Annotated in this window: 8 protein-coding genes and 1 pseudogene; 3 read left to right on the forward strand and 6 right to left on the reverse strand. The window is 64.2% G+C overall.

Annotated features, from left to right (window positions below):
- Nucleotides 1-117 precede the first annotated feature (117 nt).
- Entirely contained in the window at nucleotides 118-1,047 is a 930-nt protein-coding gene (locus ACOYYX_RS22480; RefSeq protein ID WP_422923885.1) for a transporter, read from the forward strand.
- A gap of 171 nt (nucleotides 1,048-1,218) precedes the next feature.
- On the opposite strand, the gene ACOYYX_RS22485 is transcribed toward ACOYYX_RS22480, so the two are convergent.
- The 6 genes and pseudogenes from ACOYYX_RS22485 to ACOYYX_RS22510 all read right to left on the reverse strand — a co-directional run bounded on the left by ACOYYX_RS22485 (nucleotide 1,219) and on the right by ACOYYX_RS22510 (nucleotide 7,843).
- On the reverse strand, nucleotides 1,219-1,665 hold the full coding sequence (locus tag ACOYYX_RS22485) for a TlpA family protein disulfide reductase (RefSeq protein ID WP_422923886.1): 447 nt from the start codon (nucleotides 1,663-1,665) through the stop codon (nucleotides 1,219-1,221).
- A 104-nt stretch (nucleotides 1,666-1,769) separates the two neighbouring features.
- Nucleotides 1,770-1,907: pseudogene (locus ACOYYX_RS22490) on the reverse strand (M56 family metallopeptidase); the annotation flags it as partial.
- Between the two features lie 432 nt (nucleotides 1,908-2,339).
- Nucleotides 2,340-2,645: a hypothetical protein gene (locus ACOYYX_RS22495; protein WP_422923888.1), complete on the reverse strand. Its 306-nt coding sequence runs from the start codon at nucleotides 2,643-2,645 to the stop codon at nucleotides 2,340-2,342.
- Nucleotides 2,646-2,648: 3 nt separating this feature from the next.
- Nucleotides 2,649-3,053 (reverse strand): BlaI/MecI/CopY family transcriptional regulator, encoded by a 405-nt coding sequence (locus tag ACOYYX_RS22500; protein WP_422923890.1) that lies wholly within the window; start codon nucleotides 3,051-3,053, stop codon nucleotides 2,649-2,651.
- Between the two features lie 304 nt (nucleotides 3,054-3,357).
- Nucleotides 3,358-7,419, reverse strand: a complete 4,062-nt coding sequence (locus ACOYYX_RS22505) for a carboxypeptidase regulatory-like domain-containing protein (protein WP_422923892.1) — start codon at nucleotides 7,417-7,419, stop codon at nucleotides 3,358-3,360.
- Nucleotides 7,412-7,843, reverse strand: coding sequence for a BlaI/MecI/CopY family transcriptional regulator (locus ACOYYX_RS22510; RefSeq protein ID WP_422923893.1), 432 nt, complete (start codon nucleotides 7,841-7,843; stop codon nucleotides 7,412-7,414). Before ACOYYX_RS22510 ends, ACOYYX_RS22505 begins: the two co-directional genes overlap by 8 nt.
- 1,504 nt (nucleotides 7,844-9,347) lie before the next feature.
- Here ACOYYX_RS22510 and ACOYYX_RS22515 point away from each other — a divergent pair.
- Entirely contained in the window at nucleotides 9,348-15,287 is a 5,940-nt protein-coding gene (locus ACOYYX_RS22515; RefSeq protein WP_422923895.1) for a beta strand repeat-containing protein, read from the forward strand.
- A gap of 47 nt (nucleotides 15,288-15,334) precedes the next feature.
- Entirely contained in the window at nucleotides 15,335-15,580 is a 246-nt protein-coding gene (locus ACOYYX_RS22520) for a hypothetical protein (RefSeq protein ID WP_422923897.1), read from the forward strand.
- Nucleotides 15,581-15,591 lie beyond the last annotated feature (11 nt).

Here is a 15,591-nt window from a genome sequence, read left to right on the forward strand (position 1 = left end):
ATATCACGGCTGCCGGGCAGACCAATGAATATGGGCGTGTCGTGTACGGTTGGCATCCTTGCGATCCTGCTATTTCCCGGCCTTACGCTCCAGGGCCGTGGCCAGGAACCCGTCGAGGTGGAACCGGAAATTCCGGACGTCGGGGTGGGACGGGCGCGGTCGCTCACGGACGTCGCCGGTGAATCGTTGTTCGGCGCACTCCAGCCCGAGGCCTGGCGTCCGCTCGGCATCGGCTCGCTGCTGACGGAGGGCTGGGATCAGCCGTATGCCCCCGCGGCCGGAGATGCTCCCCGCCAGACGTGGGTCGGAAGCGCCGATGGGGCTTTCTACCGGCTCTATGTCGCCTCCTTCTCCTTCGCCTCGCTGACCGGGGGCGGGGACGCCTACAACGGCACGGCGATCCTCTTCAGCCCCCTCAGCCGAAGGCTCGAACTCGGCTGGTTCGTGCCCTTCGTCGCCTCCGCGCCCGACGCCTCGCGGCCGTCCGGGGCGGGCAACTTGACGAATTTCGGCGACCTCACGATCGCGCCTCGGGTCCTCCTGGCGGAAGACCGCCGCTACAGCCTGACCAGCAACCTCTTCGTCCGCCTGCCGACCGGCGACGCTCGCAACGGCAACGGCGCGGCCAGCCTGTCTCCCGACGTGGAATTCTGGGCGAATCCGTTCGACCGCTGGGTCATCCGCGGCGGGCTGGGGGTGACGATCCCGACAAACGATTCACCCGCGTCATCGGCCTTGCAGCGGGTCAATCCATGGACGGGATTCAACGCAACGCCCAGCAATTTCACATCCTTCGACGCTCGGCTGGCGGTTGGCCAGTACCTGACCTCGGCCGAGGCCCACATCTTCAAAAGCTTCGTCTATTATGCCGCGGCGAATCTGCACACCGAGTTGAGCGGAGGGAACGCCACCTACCTCAGCATCACGCCCGGATTCCGCTTCGGCATCGGCGGAGACTGGTATGTGCTCGGTGGCCTGGAAGTGCCATTGGTCGGGGCCATGCCGTTCGAAACGCAGACAACGTTTCAATTCATTAGAAATTTCTAAATTCAACACTTGACTTGATAACAAAATCGATCATACCATTTCCCTGCAATACTACTCAAATCATCATGAGCAGGACGATCCCGAATCGCGAGCCGACATGCGAAAGGGCGAGGGGACCAGTCCCTCGCCCTTGCTCTGCATTGCATTCATGAATTGCCGACGCCGATCGCCCTATTTCGTCCTCAGGGCTTCGGCGATCGCCGAACGGATATTGGCCCCTCGCAGGTCCTTGCCCAGGACGGATCCATCGGGGCCGATGAGGATCGCTTGCGGGATGCTGGAGGCGCCGAATTTCGCGGCCACGCCGGCCCCGGATTTGCCGAGGAAGCCCTGCACCCAATCGAGGCCACGGGCCTTCACGTGCTGCTCTGGGGCCTCGACGTCCTCGTCCAGGCTCAGGCTGATCATCGCCAGGCGATCGTCACCCTTGAAGGCCTCGTGGGCCGCCTTCAGGTGCGGTTCCTCCTTGAGGCAAGGGCCGCACCAGGTGGCCCAGAAATCCAGCAGGACATATTTGCCTCGGTAGTCGGACAGCCCGAGCGGCTTGCCGTCGAGCGTCGTCGCGCCGTCGAGTTCCGGGGCCTTCGAGCCGATGGCCAGCGCGTCGAACTGCTGCATCTTGACATCCAGTTCCAGGGTGCCGAGGTCGATCGGCTCGCCGAGGCCGCCAGCGCCGCATCATCGCAGGCATATTCGCGCTGGACGTCGATCATCCGATTCGCCAGCCAGACCGCGGGGTGGAAGAAGTAGGCGATCTGCACCAGCCGCTGGAACAAAGCGATCCAACCGTCGCGGCGCCGGATGTGAGCCCGTTCGTGCAGCAAGACCCAGCGCAACGCGTCCGGCCCGAGGTCCTCCACGAGGCCAGGGGGTACGAGCAAGCAAGGGCGGAAAAGCCCCAGACGGCCGGCGAGGCCGCCCAGGGAGCAGAGATCAATGTCATGGGACGTCTCAGGCCCGAGAGTTGTTGCAGGCCGGCGAGATCGACCGGCAGCGACTCGGGCCCGAGCGCCTCCGAGCGCCGCACGCGACGCTCCATACTCGGGTGGCGTAAGAAGAGCGCCGACAGCAAGGCGCCCACGATGGCGAGCCAACCGAGCATCAGGCAGGCGGCTCGAGTTAATGGAGTTTGATGGGACTCAACCCGCGATCTGGGCCTGATGTTCCCGATCGGCAAGGGCCTCGAACCGGCCGGAGGGACGTCGACCGGCCCCATGATCGGCGAGGCTGCTCGACTCACCTCGAGGTTCGGCAGGACAGGCTCCGCCGCAACCCGGTGATCGAACCGGTCGTCAACCCGATGGGCAGTGAGCAGCGCACTCAAGGCAGCGGGCTCCATCCCCAATGCGATCCAGGCGCCGGCATCCGGCCAGGATCGGGCCACGGCCCCCCCAGGGGATCGTGACCGGGATGGGCAAGGCCAGCTTCAGGGGGACCAGAAGGAACAGTCCGCAGGCGAGGTGCGACGACATCCGCCGACGGAACACCAGCCAGGCCAGGGCCACCAGCAGCAAGAGGATCGAGGCGTCGATCAGGCCCCGATTCATGATGACCGCCCACGATCCCGCCCAGGCGTTGATTGTCGCGGTCGTCATCATGGCTCAATCCTCCTCCTTTTCTTCGCCCGTCTGACATCGATCGAGGATGTCGCGCAACTCCGTCAGCTCCTTGGCGGAGAGCCGACTCTTTCGCACGAGGTGCGAGAGTACCTGGCCGGTGGTCCCCTCCAGGAGGTTGTCCAGCAAGGCATCGGCGGCCCGCAGCAACGAAGAGCGGACGACCGCCGGCGCCGGGCGATAGAGGAAGCTATTGCCGATCTGTTCGGCCGTCAGGTGCCCCTTCTCGACCAGTCGTCGCAGGACGGACTTCGCCGTCGTCGGGGCCCAGCCGAACAGCCGGCCGGCCTCCTTGTAGACGTCCCGGGCGGCGCACTGCTTATGGCGCCAGACGATCTTCATCACCTTCCACTCGGCCGGGGTCAGCGGCTCGGGCATCTCTTCCGCCACGATCGACCTCCGCGAGCTTTCGACTTGGCGATCAGACGATTGACTAGAAATCTAGTCGATTTAATCGAGCCGGTCAACGAAAATCGAATCCGTTCGAAATCGATTTTCCGAGACGCATATCGACCCGTGCTATCTGGGAAGACATGCCCCAGGAACCGAGGCGACCCCCGGCGCGACTTCGAGGCTTCGCCGGCATTCACGACCGGCAAAAGGACGAGGCCGCCGGCCATCCTGGATGGTCGGCGGCCTTGTCGAAACGTTCGTAACCGCGATGACACGGATCAGGCCGCAGAGACGCGGTGGCTCATCTGCGCGACTTGAGGGCCTCCGAGACGGCGGCGGCGATCGAGTCTCCGCTCGGGTCGATGGCCTTGACCGTGCCGTCGGGGGCGATCAGGAACATCGAGGGGATCGCGGTGACGTGATAGGTGGAGGCAGGGCCGTTGTCGGTTCCTTCGCCGAGGAAGCCTTGCTTCCAGCTGAGTCCCTTGTCGGCGACGAACTGGCGAGGGGCTTCTTTCTCGACGTCCAGGCTCAGGCTGAGCATCGCGAACCGCTCGTCCTTCCCGAATCGTTCGTGGAGGGATTTCAGGTCCGGAACCTGGGCCACGCAAGGGCCGCACCAGGTCGCCCAGAAATCCAGCAGGAGGTACTTGCCCCGGAAGTCCTCGAGCTTCACCCGGCCTCCGTCGAGTGTCTCGACGTCGAAGGAGGGGGCGGGCTGGCCGACCTTGAGCGTCTGCCTCGGCTTCGGATGCAGCGTACCCAGGTCGTACGGCTCGTCGCTGCGGCCGCCGGTGATCGGCGGGATCGTGAATTGCTTCGTGGCATGGGCGATTCTCTCCGGGGTGGAGAAGATGCCCCTCATCGCCTCGCCGCAGTAGGACAGGTTCAGGCGATATTCTCCGGCCGGCACGTCCTCGACTCGGATTGAGCCGTCAGGCTGGAGCTTCGCCTGGCTGAATCGGAAGAAGTTGCTCCGATACTCATGGCCCTCGGCCGACACCCACCAATTCTTGATCCAATCGCGACTCGCCCCATCTCTGCTCGCCAATGTTTGCCTTGGGTACGGGATGGTAGGACGGTCGCTCTCGATCGAGAATTGCGAATGGGAGACATAATCCGCTTTCGGGTCGAAGCCGGGCGGCGGGGCAATCCTGGCGATCACCGGACGTCCCTTGCCCCCCAACTCGGCGCGGGCGGTTTCGCCCGGGCTTACCTCCACGAGCATGCCGTAGGAGAAACTGCGATAGTCGTCACCGTCGCCGGATGCAATCGAGACGCGTACATCCCCGGTGATAGCTCGCTCGATGACGAATATCCCTCGGGCGTCGGCCTTCTGTTCCGAGGCGCTGGAGATGGAAGGCGTGTCCGGGTTTCCAAGCCGATCGGCGAATGACCTGATGGTCGCCCCGCTCGCCGGTTTGCTGCCGATCCTCGCCACTCCCTCGATGCGGCCCCAGGGTTTCGCCACGATCGTCGCGTTGGCCTCGAATGCGGCCCGATCCACCTCCGCAAAGAACCGCGGATGGACGACCACCACGGCGAAGTAGCGACCGGCAGGGTCGGGTTCTCGGATCAGGTGGAATCGCCCCGCGGCGTCCGTCTTCACGATGGCGAGGTCGCCTTGCGTCTGGAGCTTCCCATCCTGGATGTGGACAGTGGGGAGCCGGTCGCGTCGGGACGTCATGGGGTAAGTGATCGCGACCTCCGCCCCGGCGAGCGACGAGCCGTCGGGCGCCTGGACGACGCCCGAGAGCACGACCCCGTCGGGCTTATCGGTCGGGTTCAACCTGACGTTCAGTTCGCTCTCGGGGTCGCCCGCGTGGAACGTGCTCGACTCGAATGGCTCATATCCCTTGGCCCTGATCCGGAGCCGGAATTCGGGCGAGCGTTCGACGTCCACCTGCCCCTGCAACGTCCCCTGGTGCGCGAAGACACCGTTGTCGTCTCGCCAGGTGAAACCACGCGACTTCGAGTCGGGGATGCCTAGCTCGACGATCGGAGACTCGATCAACTTGTTGGTCTTCGCGTCACGCACCCAGCCTGAAATGGTCAGCGATCGCTTCAGCGTCAGCAGGGCCTTCTCATCGGGCGACGCCTTCTTGAATGAGACGCTCTCGAACCCGGCATGGGCGGCATTGACGAGCACCGTTTCCGGCGGGGCATCCTCCCAGCGGAAGACGCCGTCCGCCCCCGACTTGAGGTAGACGCCGAGCGATCGATAGGAACGCCAACTGTCGATCACGACCAGGGCATCAGGGATCGGTTGCCCCTTGGAATCGACGACTCGACCTTCGAGCGTGCGAGGCTTCCCCAGCTTGATGGCGACACCTTCGGCGCCGGCCTTCGCATCAATGGTCCGCAACTCCGGGGCGTGCCCCTGCGCCTTGACCTGGAGGACCAGCCGGCCCGGCCTGGCGTGAGGAAAGCGGAAGCGTCCCGCCTCGTCGGTCGCGGCTTTGGGCAAGTCTTGATAAGAGGAATCGAACTGGTCCCCATCGAGCCAGGCGACCTCGGCGCCCGCAATTGGCTTGCCGTCGTCGCCGCGCACCTCGCCCGAGACGCTGACACCCCGCGTCATCACCTGGACGTCGGAGAAGTCGCGGAGCGCGGCCAAAGGCATATCATCGGGCAAGGGCGGGTCGGAAGGCGTGGGTCGCCCGTGGCGTCGGGCGTGCATCGGATCGTCCGAGAGGTAATCCGGATGCTTCAGATAGAGATAGGCGAATTGCATTGAGCGAAAGCTACGGCAGCGCCACTGGCCCTGGTCGTCAGTCGTCGCATCGACCATGGAGGCCAGTTCCTCCTTCTGCTTCTTCTCGCCGAGGTAACCCCAGATATCGACGACGACCCCGGCAATCGGCTTTCCTTGCTCGTCCACCACCTTGCCGCCGAGCGTCTGTTCTCCGGGCAACAGGTCGATGACGACCTGCGTGGGGAACTTCTTGTAACGGGCGTCATTCTGGGCGAAGCGGTATCGCTGCTGGACATACCCCTCGGCCCAGACATCGATGCTCAAGATGTCCTGGAAACTTTGATGAGAGAGGTCGATCCGGACGCGACCCTCGCGATCGGACTTGAGGAGGATGTGTTGCAGGTCGACATAAACCTTGAGCCTCGCCCCCTCCAGCGGCTTCCCGGTATCCTTGGCGCGGATCGTGACCTCGACCGCAGCCGGCTGATCCGGCACCGCCTCGGCCTTCTGCTCCTCCGAGGCCGCCTTCGCCGCCGCGCGGGCGAACTCGATCGAGCCGAGGAACCCGGCCGCGATCGTCACCGCGAGGGCGACCGAGATCCGACCCGGCCAGCGGAGCAAGCAGCGCGAGGCCCCTCGCGTCCGGTCGATCCACGCGAGTCGCTGGACGAGCGTCGCGGGACGGGCCATCGCCAGCCCGAGGGCAGAGTCGGGGCGGCGGACCAGGTTGGACGCGACCTCGATCAGCGAATCCCGATAGGCGGCCGAGCCCCCGAGGCCGTGAACGCAGAGGTCGTCGCAGGCCTGCTCCCGGACCCGCTCGATGATCCGGCCGAGCGGCCAGACCAGCGGATGAGGCCAGTAGACGAGTTGGGCGATCTTCCGCACGAGGTTCCAGCCGAAATCCCCGCGTCGAACATGGCCAAGCTCGTGGAGCAGCACCGCGTCGATGAGCGTGGGGCTCGCCTGCTCGGCCAGCCTCGCTGGGATGATGACCGCGGGGCGCAGCCAGCCGACGACGACGGGGACGGAAAGTCGGCTCGACGCCAGCACCGCCACATGTCGCCCGATCCCCAGGTCGACTCGCAGACGTCCCAGCGGCCCCGACCATCTCGCGTCGTCGATGGGCGAGCCCTCGCGTCTCAAGCGGGCGACGGCCAGGCACGAGACCATCAGGCGGATCGCCAGGAGCGAGGCCCCGGCCAGGTAGGCGGCCAAGGCGATATCGATCCCGCCAGGCCTGGGGATACGCCTCGGGGTCGGAACCCGAACCGGAACCGGAACCTGCACGGATGGCGACCCCGTGCGCAGCGGCAATGGCTCGAGCGCCTCGGGCGCAAACAACGCGGGCGTCGGAGACGGCCCCTCTTCGGAGAGTGGGACGGCGGGAGACGGGACTCGGCGGATCGTTTCCACCTCGGGCGCGATGGGTCGTTCCACCGGCACCGTGATGATCAGCCTGGGGAGGGCCAGGTCAGCGGCCGGGATCAGCAGCAGGCCGATGAGGCAGGCGTTCCACAGAGCCGAGCGCACGAGAGCCCGGCTTCGACCTAACACATAATGCAAGACATAAACAATTCCTATCAATACCGCCACCTTGAGGGCGACATCGAGCGCGATCAATCCCGCTCGCGTCCCGACATAAGTTGCACCGAAGGGCTCAATCACGGCCATCCTCCTTCTTCTTATTGGCCCCCGACCTCTGACGCGTCGTACCCTTCGCCTGCGGCTCGGGGGCCTTCTGGCGCAGCGCCTCGAGTTGCTCGGGGGTGATCCGCTCGTCCTCGATGAGGCGCATGACGAGGTCCTCGACCGATCCGCCGAAGAACCGCGACAGCACATTCCGCAAGACGTGGCGCTGAGCCTTCTCGCGCCCGATGGCCGCGCGATAGGCATACGCCTTGCCGCGAAGCTCGTGCTGCAGATAGCCCTTGGACTCGAGCACGCGCAGGAGCGTGCGGACGGTCGAGTCGTGCAGCGGCTCCGGCAAGGCTTCGCGGACCTGATCCGCGGTGGCATCCCCCAGCCGCCAGACGGCGTCCATGATCTGCGCCTCGCGGGCCGTCAGGGTTTCATTGACCGGCCTGACCATGTCCGTCGCCCTCCTGTTAATTAACTAACCGATTTCACGGAAGGGTACGCCCCCCGGAATCGACCGTCAATAGCCTTCCGTGAACGAAATAACGGATGGCCGGGCCTTCGACTTCGAGTCGCCTTCCCGATCGATGAATCGAATCCGGCGGGCGTGTCGGAGATACGCGGCGAGGCGGGCTGGCGAATGAAACGGCTCAAGCTGCGGAGATTGGCATCGGGCTCGACAATCATATTATATAAATAAAATTCTCTTTATTATTATTTTCAAAATAATTAACATATTTAGAGAAATCAACAAATGTATCAGGAAGATCGAGGTCTCGCGGGCGGCCAGGGTCTCCGCGAGGCCTCGATCTCCAATTCAGCTCGGGCACCCGCTTTTCCGGGACCTTCCGCTATTTCTGCCCTCGCAACTCAGGATGCGAAATTAAGGAAAGTCGGTCGGCCGGGGCTGGGGTTCGGCTACCGGCTCCGGTTGGCGGGAGGGGGCCGGGCCGACGGGCATGCATCGTCAACTTTGAATCGAGGGGAGCCGTAAGTGGGATTTTCGTAGCAAACGGATGTTCGGCTTGATATCGAGCCGCCGATGGACTACGAGCGTGAATTCCGCGCCGAAATGTCGAAATCGGTGTTTCGATCCCTTGTCGTCGGCGCAATTCTAGAATCAGTGCGCCGCAAGTGCGGCATCGATGGAACGAACCCTGGCGCCGGACGGGGGCCTCTGGTGAGAGGCTTCTGCTCCTTTTCGATTCGACCCAGCCGCCATAGGGCTTTCCCTACCTCCCCCCGAGCTGGAGTTGCTTGAACGTGACTGGAATTCGCCCCACCCCCTGCATGCGGGTTGACCTTGCATCTCATCCAGAGAAGGTCGCATCTCAATTCCGCCACCCCGATCTGAAAACGAACGGCGGCATCGACCTCGGATCGAGACGGGCGGTAAATTCGCCCGGTCATTCGCGGCACTGACGACGACGGCCATGCCGCCCACCGCTCGAAATATTCCCTCGACCCGATCGAATGACTCGCAAATGCCGCCGAAGGCTGCCGTCCATGGCGACCGGCACGACGGCGTTCATTTCGCCATTCGTTCAAGGATCGGCTCGGAGCCCCTTGGGCCAAACAATCCCTGAAGTCCGAGATCGCAGCCAAAGGCGAAAGTCAAGAAGCGAGTCTCGCCGCTCGAATCGGAATTGAGCGACGAAGCGCGGCGAGTTGCGGTCTCTCTCGACGTTCGCATGCCAAGTGCCGGCGGCATCCGGGGTTTCGATACGGAATTACGCGGCGGATTTCTCCGGTTGGACCAGTTCCAGCCTCGGAGATCCCGCGTAGGGAATCTCCGTCCCAAGGCCTAGACCCCGCATATTCAACCAGCGCCTACTTCATAGAGAACGCAAATGCTCAACAGGATGCACAGGGCAAGTCAGGGCATTCTTGAACGGCTGGCGAGGACCTCGAAACGTCGCCGCCCCAAACGGCGCGAAGATTGGCTCCATCGGCTTTCCATGGAGTGCCTGGAGGAACGCGTCGTCCTCTCCAACATCACATGGATCAACCCGCAGAGCGGCGATTGGAATGTCGCCTCGAACTGGAGCGAAGGCCGCGTGCCCAATGCCCAGGACGATGTTTTCATCAATGCTTCAAACATCACCATTGCTCATTCATCGAGCGTCAACGATTCCGCCCGCAGCATCACCAGCAACTCTCCGATCACCGTGTCCGGCGGAATCCTGCAACTGGGCGCCGCGTCCAGCATCAATGCTGCGTTAAAGATCTCGGGCGGAAGCCTCATCGCGGGAGGGAGCCTGACGGCGCAGTCCGTCGCCCTCGCCTCGGGGAGCCTGACTTCGAGTGGGTCGATGTCGATCGGGCAATTCGCCTGGACCGGTGGAAATGTCCTGGGTGTCGGCCAGATCGCCGCGACCAGTTTCCAGGCGTCGACATCCAACTTCACGCTTTCCAAGGCGGCCCTTTCGATCAGTGCCGGCGGCCTCATGCTGGCCGGGGACGCAAGCCTGCCTGTGATCGGGAACGCGCGCCTCTCCGGTTCTATCACCAGCGCCACCACCTACAGCCTGACGGCACAGATCCCGAGTTTGAAGGTCGCCGGTTACACGTTCACGAACGATACCGTGACGCTCGCCAATGGCGCCCTCTCGCTCTCGGGCACGGCGACGCTCCCGGTGATCGGGACCGCGACGCTCTCCGGCACCATCACCGATGCCAGCAACTACAGCCTGACCACGCAGGTCGCCTCCCTGAAGCTCGGCGCATACACCTTCAGCAACGACACCGTCGCGCTCACCAACGGCTCACTCTCGGTCAAGGGCACCGCCGACCTCCCCGTCATCGGCCCCGTCACACTCGCAGGCACCTTCAAGGACACCTGGAACTACAACCTCTCCGCCCAGGTCCCCAGCCTGAAGGCCGCAGGGTTCACCTTCTCCAACAGCACCGTCACTCTTGCCCCGGGTGTGCTCGCCCTCTCCGGCAGCGCCGCCCTGCCCGTCGTCGGCTCACTGCCACTCGCCGGCACCATCAATGACGTCTGGAACTATAACCTGACGGCCCAGGTCCCCTCGCTCAAGGTCGCTGGTTTAACCTTCACCGACGACACGGTGACCCTCTCCAGCAAGGGTCTCTCCTTCAAGGGCACCGCCACGCTGCCCGTCGTCGGCTCGGCCACACTCTCCGGCAATATCGTCGACGCCGGCAACTACAGCCTGGCCACACAGGTCGCCTCCCTGAAGCTCGGCGGGTTCAACTTCAGCAGCAACACGATCTCGCTCGCCAACGGGGTACTCTCGATCAAGGGCACCGCCGACTTGCCGGTCATCGGCTCCGTACCGCTCTCGGGCACCTTCAAGGATGCCTGGAACTACACCCTCACGGCCCAGGTCCCCTCGCTCAAGGTCGCTGGTTTCACCTTCTCCAACGACACCGTCACGCTGACCCCGACGGCCCTCGGGTTCTCCGGCACCGCCGCCTTACCCGTCGTCGGCTCCGTACCCCTCTCAGGCAACATCAAGGATACCTGGAACTACAACCTCTCCGCCCAGGTCCCCAGCCTGAAGGTCGCGGGGTTCACCTTCTCCGACGACACCGTCACGCTCTCCAGCAAGGGCCTCTCCTTCAAGGGCACGGCTACACTCCCGGTGGTCGGGACCGCGACGCTCTCCGGCACCATCGTCGACGCCAGCAACTACAGCCTGACCACGCAGGTTCCCAGCGTGAAACTGGGTGCGTTTACCTTCACCGATGACACCATCTCGCTCACCAATGGTGCCCTCTCAATCAAGGGGACGGCCTCGCTGCCCGTCATCGGCCCCGTCACACTCGCAGGCACCTTCAAGGACACCTGGAACTACAACCTCTCCGCCCAGGTCCCCAGCCTGAAGGCCGCAGGGTTCACCTTCTCCAACAGCACCGTCACTCTTGCCCCGGGTGTGCTCGCCCTCTCCGGCAGCGCCGCCCTGCCCGTCGTCGGCTCACTGCCACTCGCCGGCACCATCAATGACGTCTGGAACTATACCCTCACGGCCCAGGTGCCTTCGCTCAAAGTCGCGGGATTCACATTCACCGACGACACCGTCACCCTCTCCAGCAAGGGCCTCTCGCTCAAGGGCACGACTACACTTCCGGTGGTCGGGACCGCGGCGCTCTCGGGGACCATCGTCGACGCCAACAACTACACCCTATCGGCGCAGGTTCCGACCCTGACGCTGGGCGGATATTCCTTCGTCGACGACACCGTCACGCTCGCCAACGGCACGCTCTCGATCAAGGGCACAGCCGACCTCCCCGTCATCGGCTCCGTCACGCTCTCCGGTACCTTCAAGGACACCTGGAACTACAGCCTCTCGGCCCAACTCCCGACGCTCAAGGTCGCCGGATTCGCATTCACGAACGACACCGTCACCTTCACCAAGGGCATCCTCTCGCTCTCCGGCACGGCCACATTGCCGGTCGTCGGGACGGCCATGTTCTCCGGCACGATCAATGATATCTGGAACTATACCCTCACGGCCCAGCTCCCGAGCCTGAAAGTCGCCGGCTTCACCTTCACCGACGACACGGTGACCCTCTCCAATCGGGGAATCTCGCTCAAGGGGACGGCCACGCTTCCGGTGGTCGGGACCGCGACGCTCTCGGGGACCATCACCGATGCCACCCGCTTCAGCCTCACCGGGTCGCCGGGGAACCTGAAGCTCGGCGCGTTCAATGTCACCGAAACCTCCGTGACCTTGAGCAGCGCGGGGAGCGTCGCGACCCTGAGCCTCGGGGGCAAGGCGAAGCTCTCCGACTTCGGCAGTGTGACCCTGATCGGGGCGGTCGACTCGCTCGGGACGTTCATCCTGACCGCCCCCCTGCCCTCCGTCAGCCTGCTCGGCGGCCTCGTCAAGTTCAGCTCGCTGGCGGCGATCATGACGGCGAGTTCCTCAAGCGTCTCGGTCGGCATCACCGGGACGGGCTTGATCGCCAACATTGGGACCGTGAGCTTCAAGGGGACGGTCGACGACGAGGCGAACTACACCCTCACCGGCAAGGGAAGCGTCAATATCGCCGGGTTCTCGATCGACACCGCGAACTTCGCCCTCGGGACCCAGGCCCTCGGCGTCGCCTTCACCCTGCCCGTCCCCGGCATCGGCAACATGGGGTTCACGGGCTCTTACGGCCCGGGGGGACAATGGTCGCTCGGCGCCACGTATCCCGGCCCGGTCCAGGTCGGCCCGGTCACTCTCACGGACCTCGGCTTCGTCCTCGCGACGGATAGCCTGACCCTGAAGGCCACCGGGAGCATCGCCGACCTCCAGGCGCTCGCCAACGTGAAGGTCACGGCCCAGATCTTCTACGACGGCCGCTTCATGATGACCGCCGACGCGACGGTCGTGCAGGTCGGGCCGTTCAGCCTCGCCCAGGCGATCGTCACGATCGGGAACGACCATCCGAACAAGCAGTTCCAGATCAACGTGCATGCCGTGACCGGCTTCCCCAACCTCGGCGCCGGGATGACGCTCGACGGCATCATCATCAACGCGGCGAATTATCGGTTCACGGGGACCGACAACCTCAGCATCGCCGGGCTCACGATCACCACCGTGCAGGCCACGCTGGATAGCTCCACCGGATTCACGTTCACGGGGGCCTGGAACTACGGCGTCCTCAACGCGAAGGTCTCCGGGACGATCTCGGGCGATGGCAAGGCCCACTTCGAGGGGAACGCCTCGACCGGCGTCATCAGCGGCTTCCCGGTCGACTGGCTGATGGTCGGCGTCGACGCGGATCCCGTCAGCAACAACTATTCGATCGACGCCGCGGCGACGGTGAATGCCTACATCGCCTCGCTCTACCTGCAGGCCCATTCCACGATGGGCTCCTCGGGCTGGCAACCGCTCGTCTTCACCGCCGTTGCAAGCCTCGACGGGGCGCTCTCCTCATTCCTGGAGGGGGGTGCGAGCTTCACCGCCGAGATGGACGGCATCTCGTTCTCGGGATGGGTCAGCGCCGCGAACGGCCTGGGGATCTTCGACGTCAGCGGCAAGGTCTATTCCAACGGCTCCTTCGAGATCAACGGCTTCGTCGGCGACACCGCACAGATCCTCGCCGAGGTGGCCGCCAAGATCCTGAATGCGATCGGTGCCGGGGCGGATCAGATCGCCAACGTGCTCAAGTCGGTTTACAACAGCACGAAGGAAGAAGTCGCACGCTTCCTGAGCTCGATCAACACCGAGATCAACCAGATCGCCGACGTGATCCAGAATGTGTTCAACGCAAACCCCGACGAGCTCGCCAAGGCGCTCTGGAACAACGCGACCAGCAACCTCTCCGACCTCGCCAATGTGCTGAAATCCAAGGTGAGCGTCGGAACGGTGGTCGAGTTCTTCGACCAGATCGGGCAACGGATCAACATCGAGTTGAATTTCGGAGGCGGCTATAACACCAAGGTGTTCAGCCAATTGGGCGACCTGCTCTCGCTCGACCAGTTCAGCGCCCAAGGGGTCAAGTGGGTCAGCGGTTGGTTGGAAAGCGGCCGGTGGAACTCGCAGGTCTTCGGTGACTTCGGGTACATGATCTCGAACTCCGTGAACTTCGGCGGCTATGGCTCGCAAGTCCAGAAGGTGTTCGAGTGGGCGAGCGGCGGTATCCAGACTGCGTTCCGGGAGTTCAATCAACTCGGCGGCAAGATCGCGGACGCCTGGCTCGATGGCGGCAAGTGGATCTCGCAGCAGCTCGACGGGCTCGGCCACATCCTGAACCAGTGGACCTACTTCGGCGGCCTCGGCTCGCAGTTGCAGAAGTGGAGCCAGTGGACCTCCGATGGCGTGGCGACCTTGATCCAGGAGTTCAACTCGCTCGGCGGCAAGCTCCGGGACGCCTGGCTCTCGGGCTCCCAGTGGATCTCGCAGAGCCTCGACGGGCTCGGCCACGTCCTGAATCAGTGGGTCTACTTCGGCGGCCTCGGCTCGCAGTTGCAGCGGTGGAACCAGTGGACGTCTGCCGGCGTCATCAATGCCATCCAGGAGTTCAACGTCCTCGGGGGTATGATCGCGGACGCCTGGAATTCCGGCGGTCAGTGGATCTCGCAGGGGCTGGACGGCCTCGGCAACGTCCTGAGCCAGTTCCGCTACTTCGGCGGCTATGGTTCGCAGCTCCAGAAGTGGAGCTCATGGACGGCCAGCGGCGTCGCGACCGCCATCCAGGAGTTCAACTCGGTCGGAGGTAAGATCGCGGACGCCTGGCTCTCCAGCGGCAAGTGGATCTCGCAGAAACTTGACGGCGTGGGCCACGTGCTCGAGCAGTTCCGCTACTTCGGCGGCCTCGGGTCGACGCTGCAGCAATGGAACCAGTGGTCTGTTGCCGGCATTGTGACCGGGATCCAGGAGTTCAACTCGGTCGGCGGTAAGATCCGGGATGCCTGGATCAGCAGCGGCCAGTGGATCTCGCAGCAACTCGACGGCCTGGGGAATGTCCTCGAGCAGTTCAGGTACTTCGGGGGTTACGGCTCGCAGTTGCAGAGGTGGAACCAGTGGACGGCCGCCGGCATCGTGACCGGCATCGAGGAGTTCAACTCCGTGGGCGGCAAGATCCGGGATGCCTGGCTCTCGGCCGGGCGCTGGGTCTCCCAGAACCTCGACGGCATCGGCCACGTCCTGAACCAGTGGTACTACTACGGCGGCTACGGCTCGCAGATCTTCGAGTCCGCATCCTGGAACGCGGCGGGGGTCGTCCAGAGCATCACTCGCTGGACGACCGGCAACCTGCTCACCCTGGACGCCTACATCAGCACCACGGGCAACTGGGTCGAGCGTTATTACAGCAATGGCACGGAATACGCGTTGAGGGTCTGGAACTCCGTCGGCCAGTACCTCGGCGACCAGTACAAGAACTGGAGCGACGCGGCCGCCAACCTGGACCCGACGACCAAGGATTGGTGGCCGTTCTGACCCCGGCATCGCCCGAAACCACGGCCCAACTCGGAGGCTCACGAACCATGAACGCGAACGCGAATGATCCTCGCAAGGTGACGCCGTCATTGACGCCTCGGAGCCGGATCGAGGTCGAGGCGCACGGCGAGGAAGTCCCGTTGAAGTCGCCCCACGAGAGCCCCCCCATCGATCCCACGGCAACCCTGGACGGCGGGGAACTCCCCGCCGTCCGAGGCGCCGGCCTGCCGATCCCCGTCGATCCGTCATCCGACTCCGACCGGCGCCCTGAGAGGAACCCGGGCCTCACATAATTGCGGGCTCA

The sequence above is a fragment of the Singulisphaera chitinilytica genome (assembly GCF_049331405.1).
Classification (GTDB): Bacteria; Planctomycetota; Planctomycetia; order Isosphaerales; family Isosphaeraceae; genus PoT.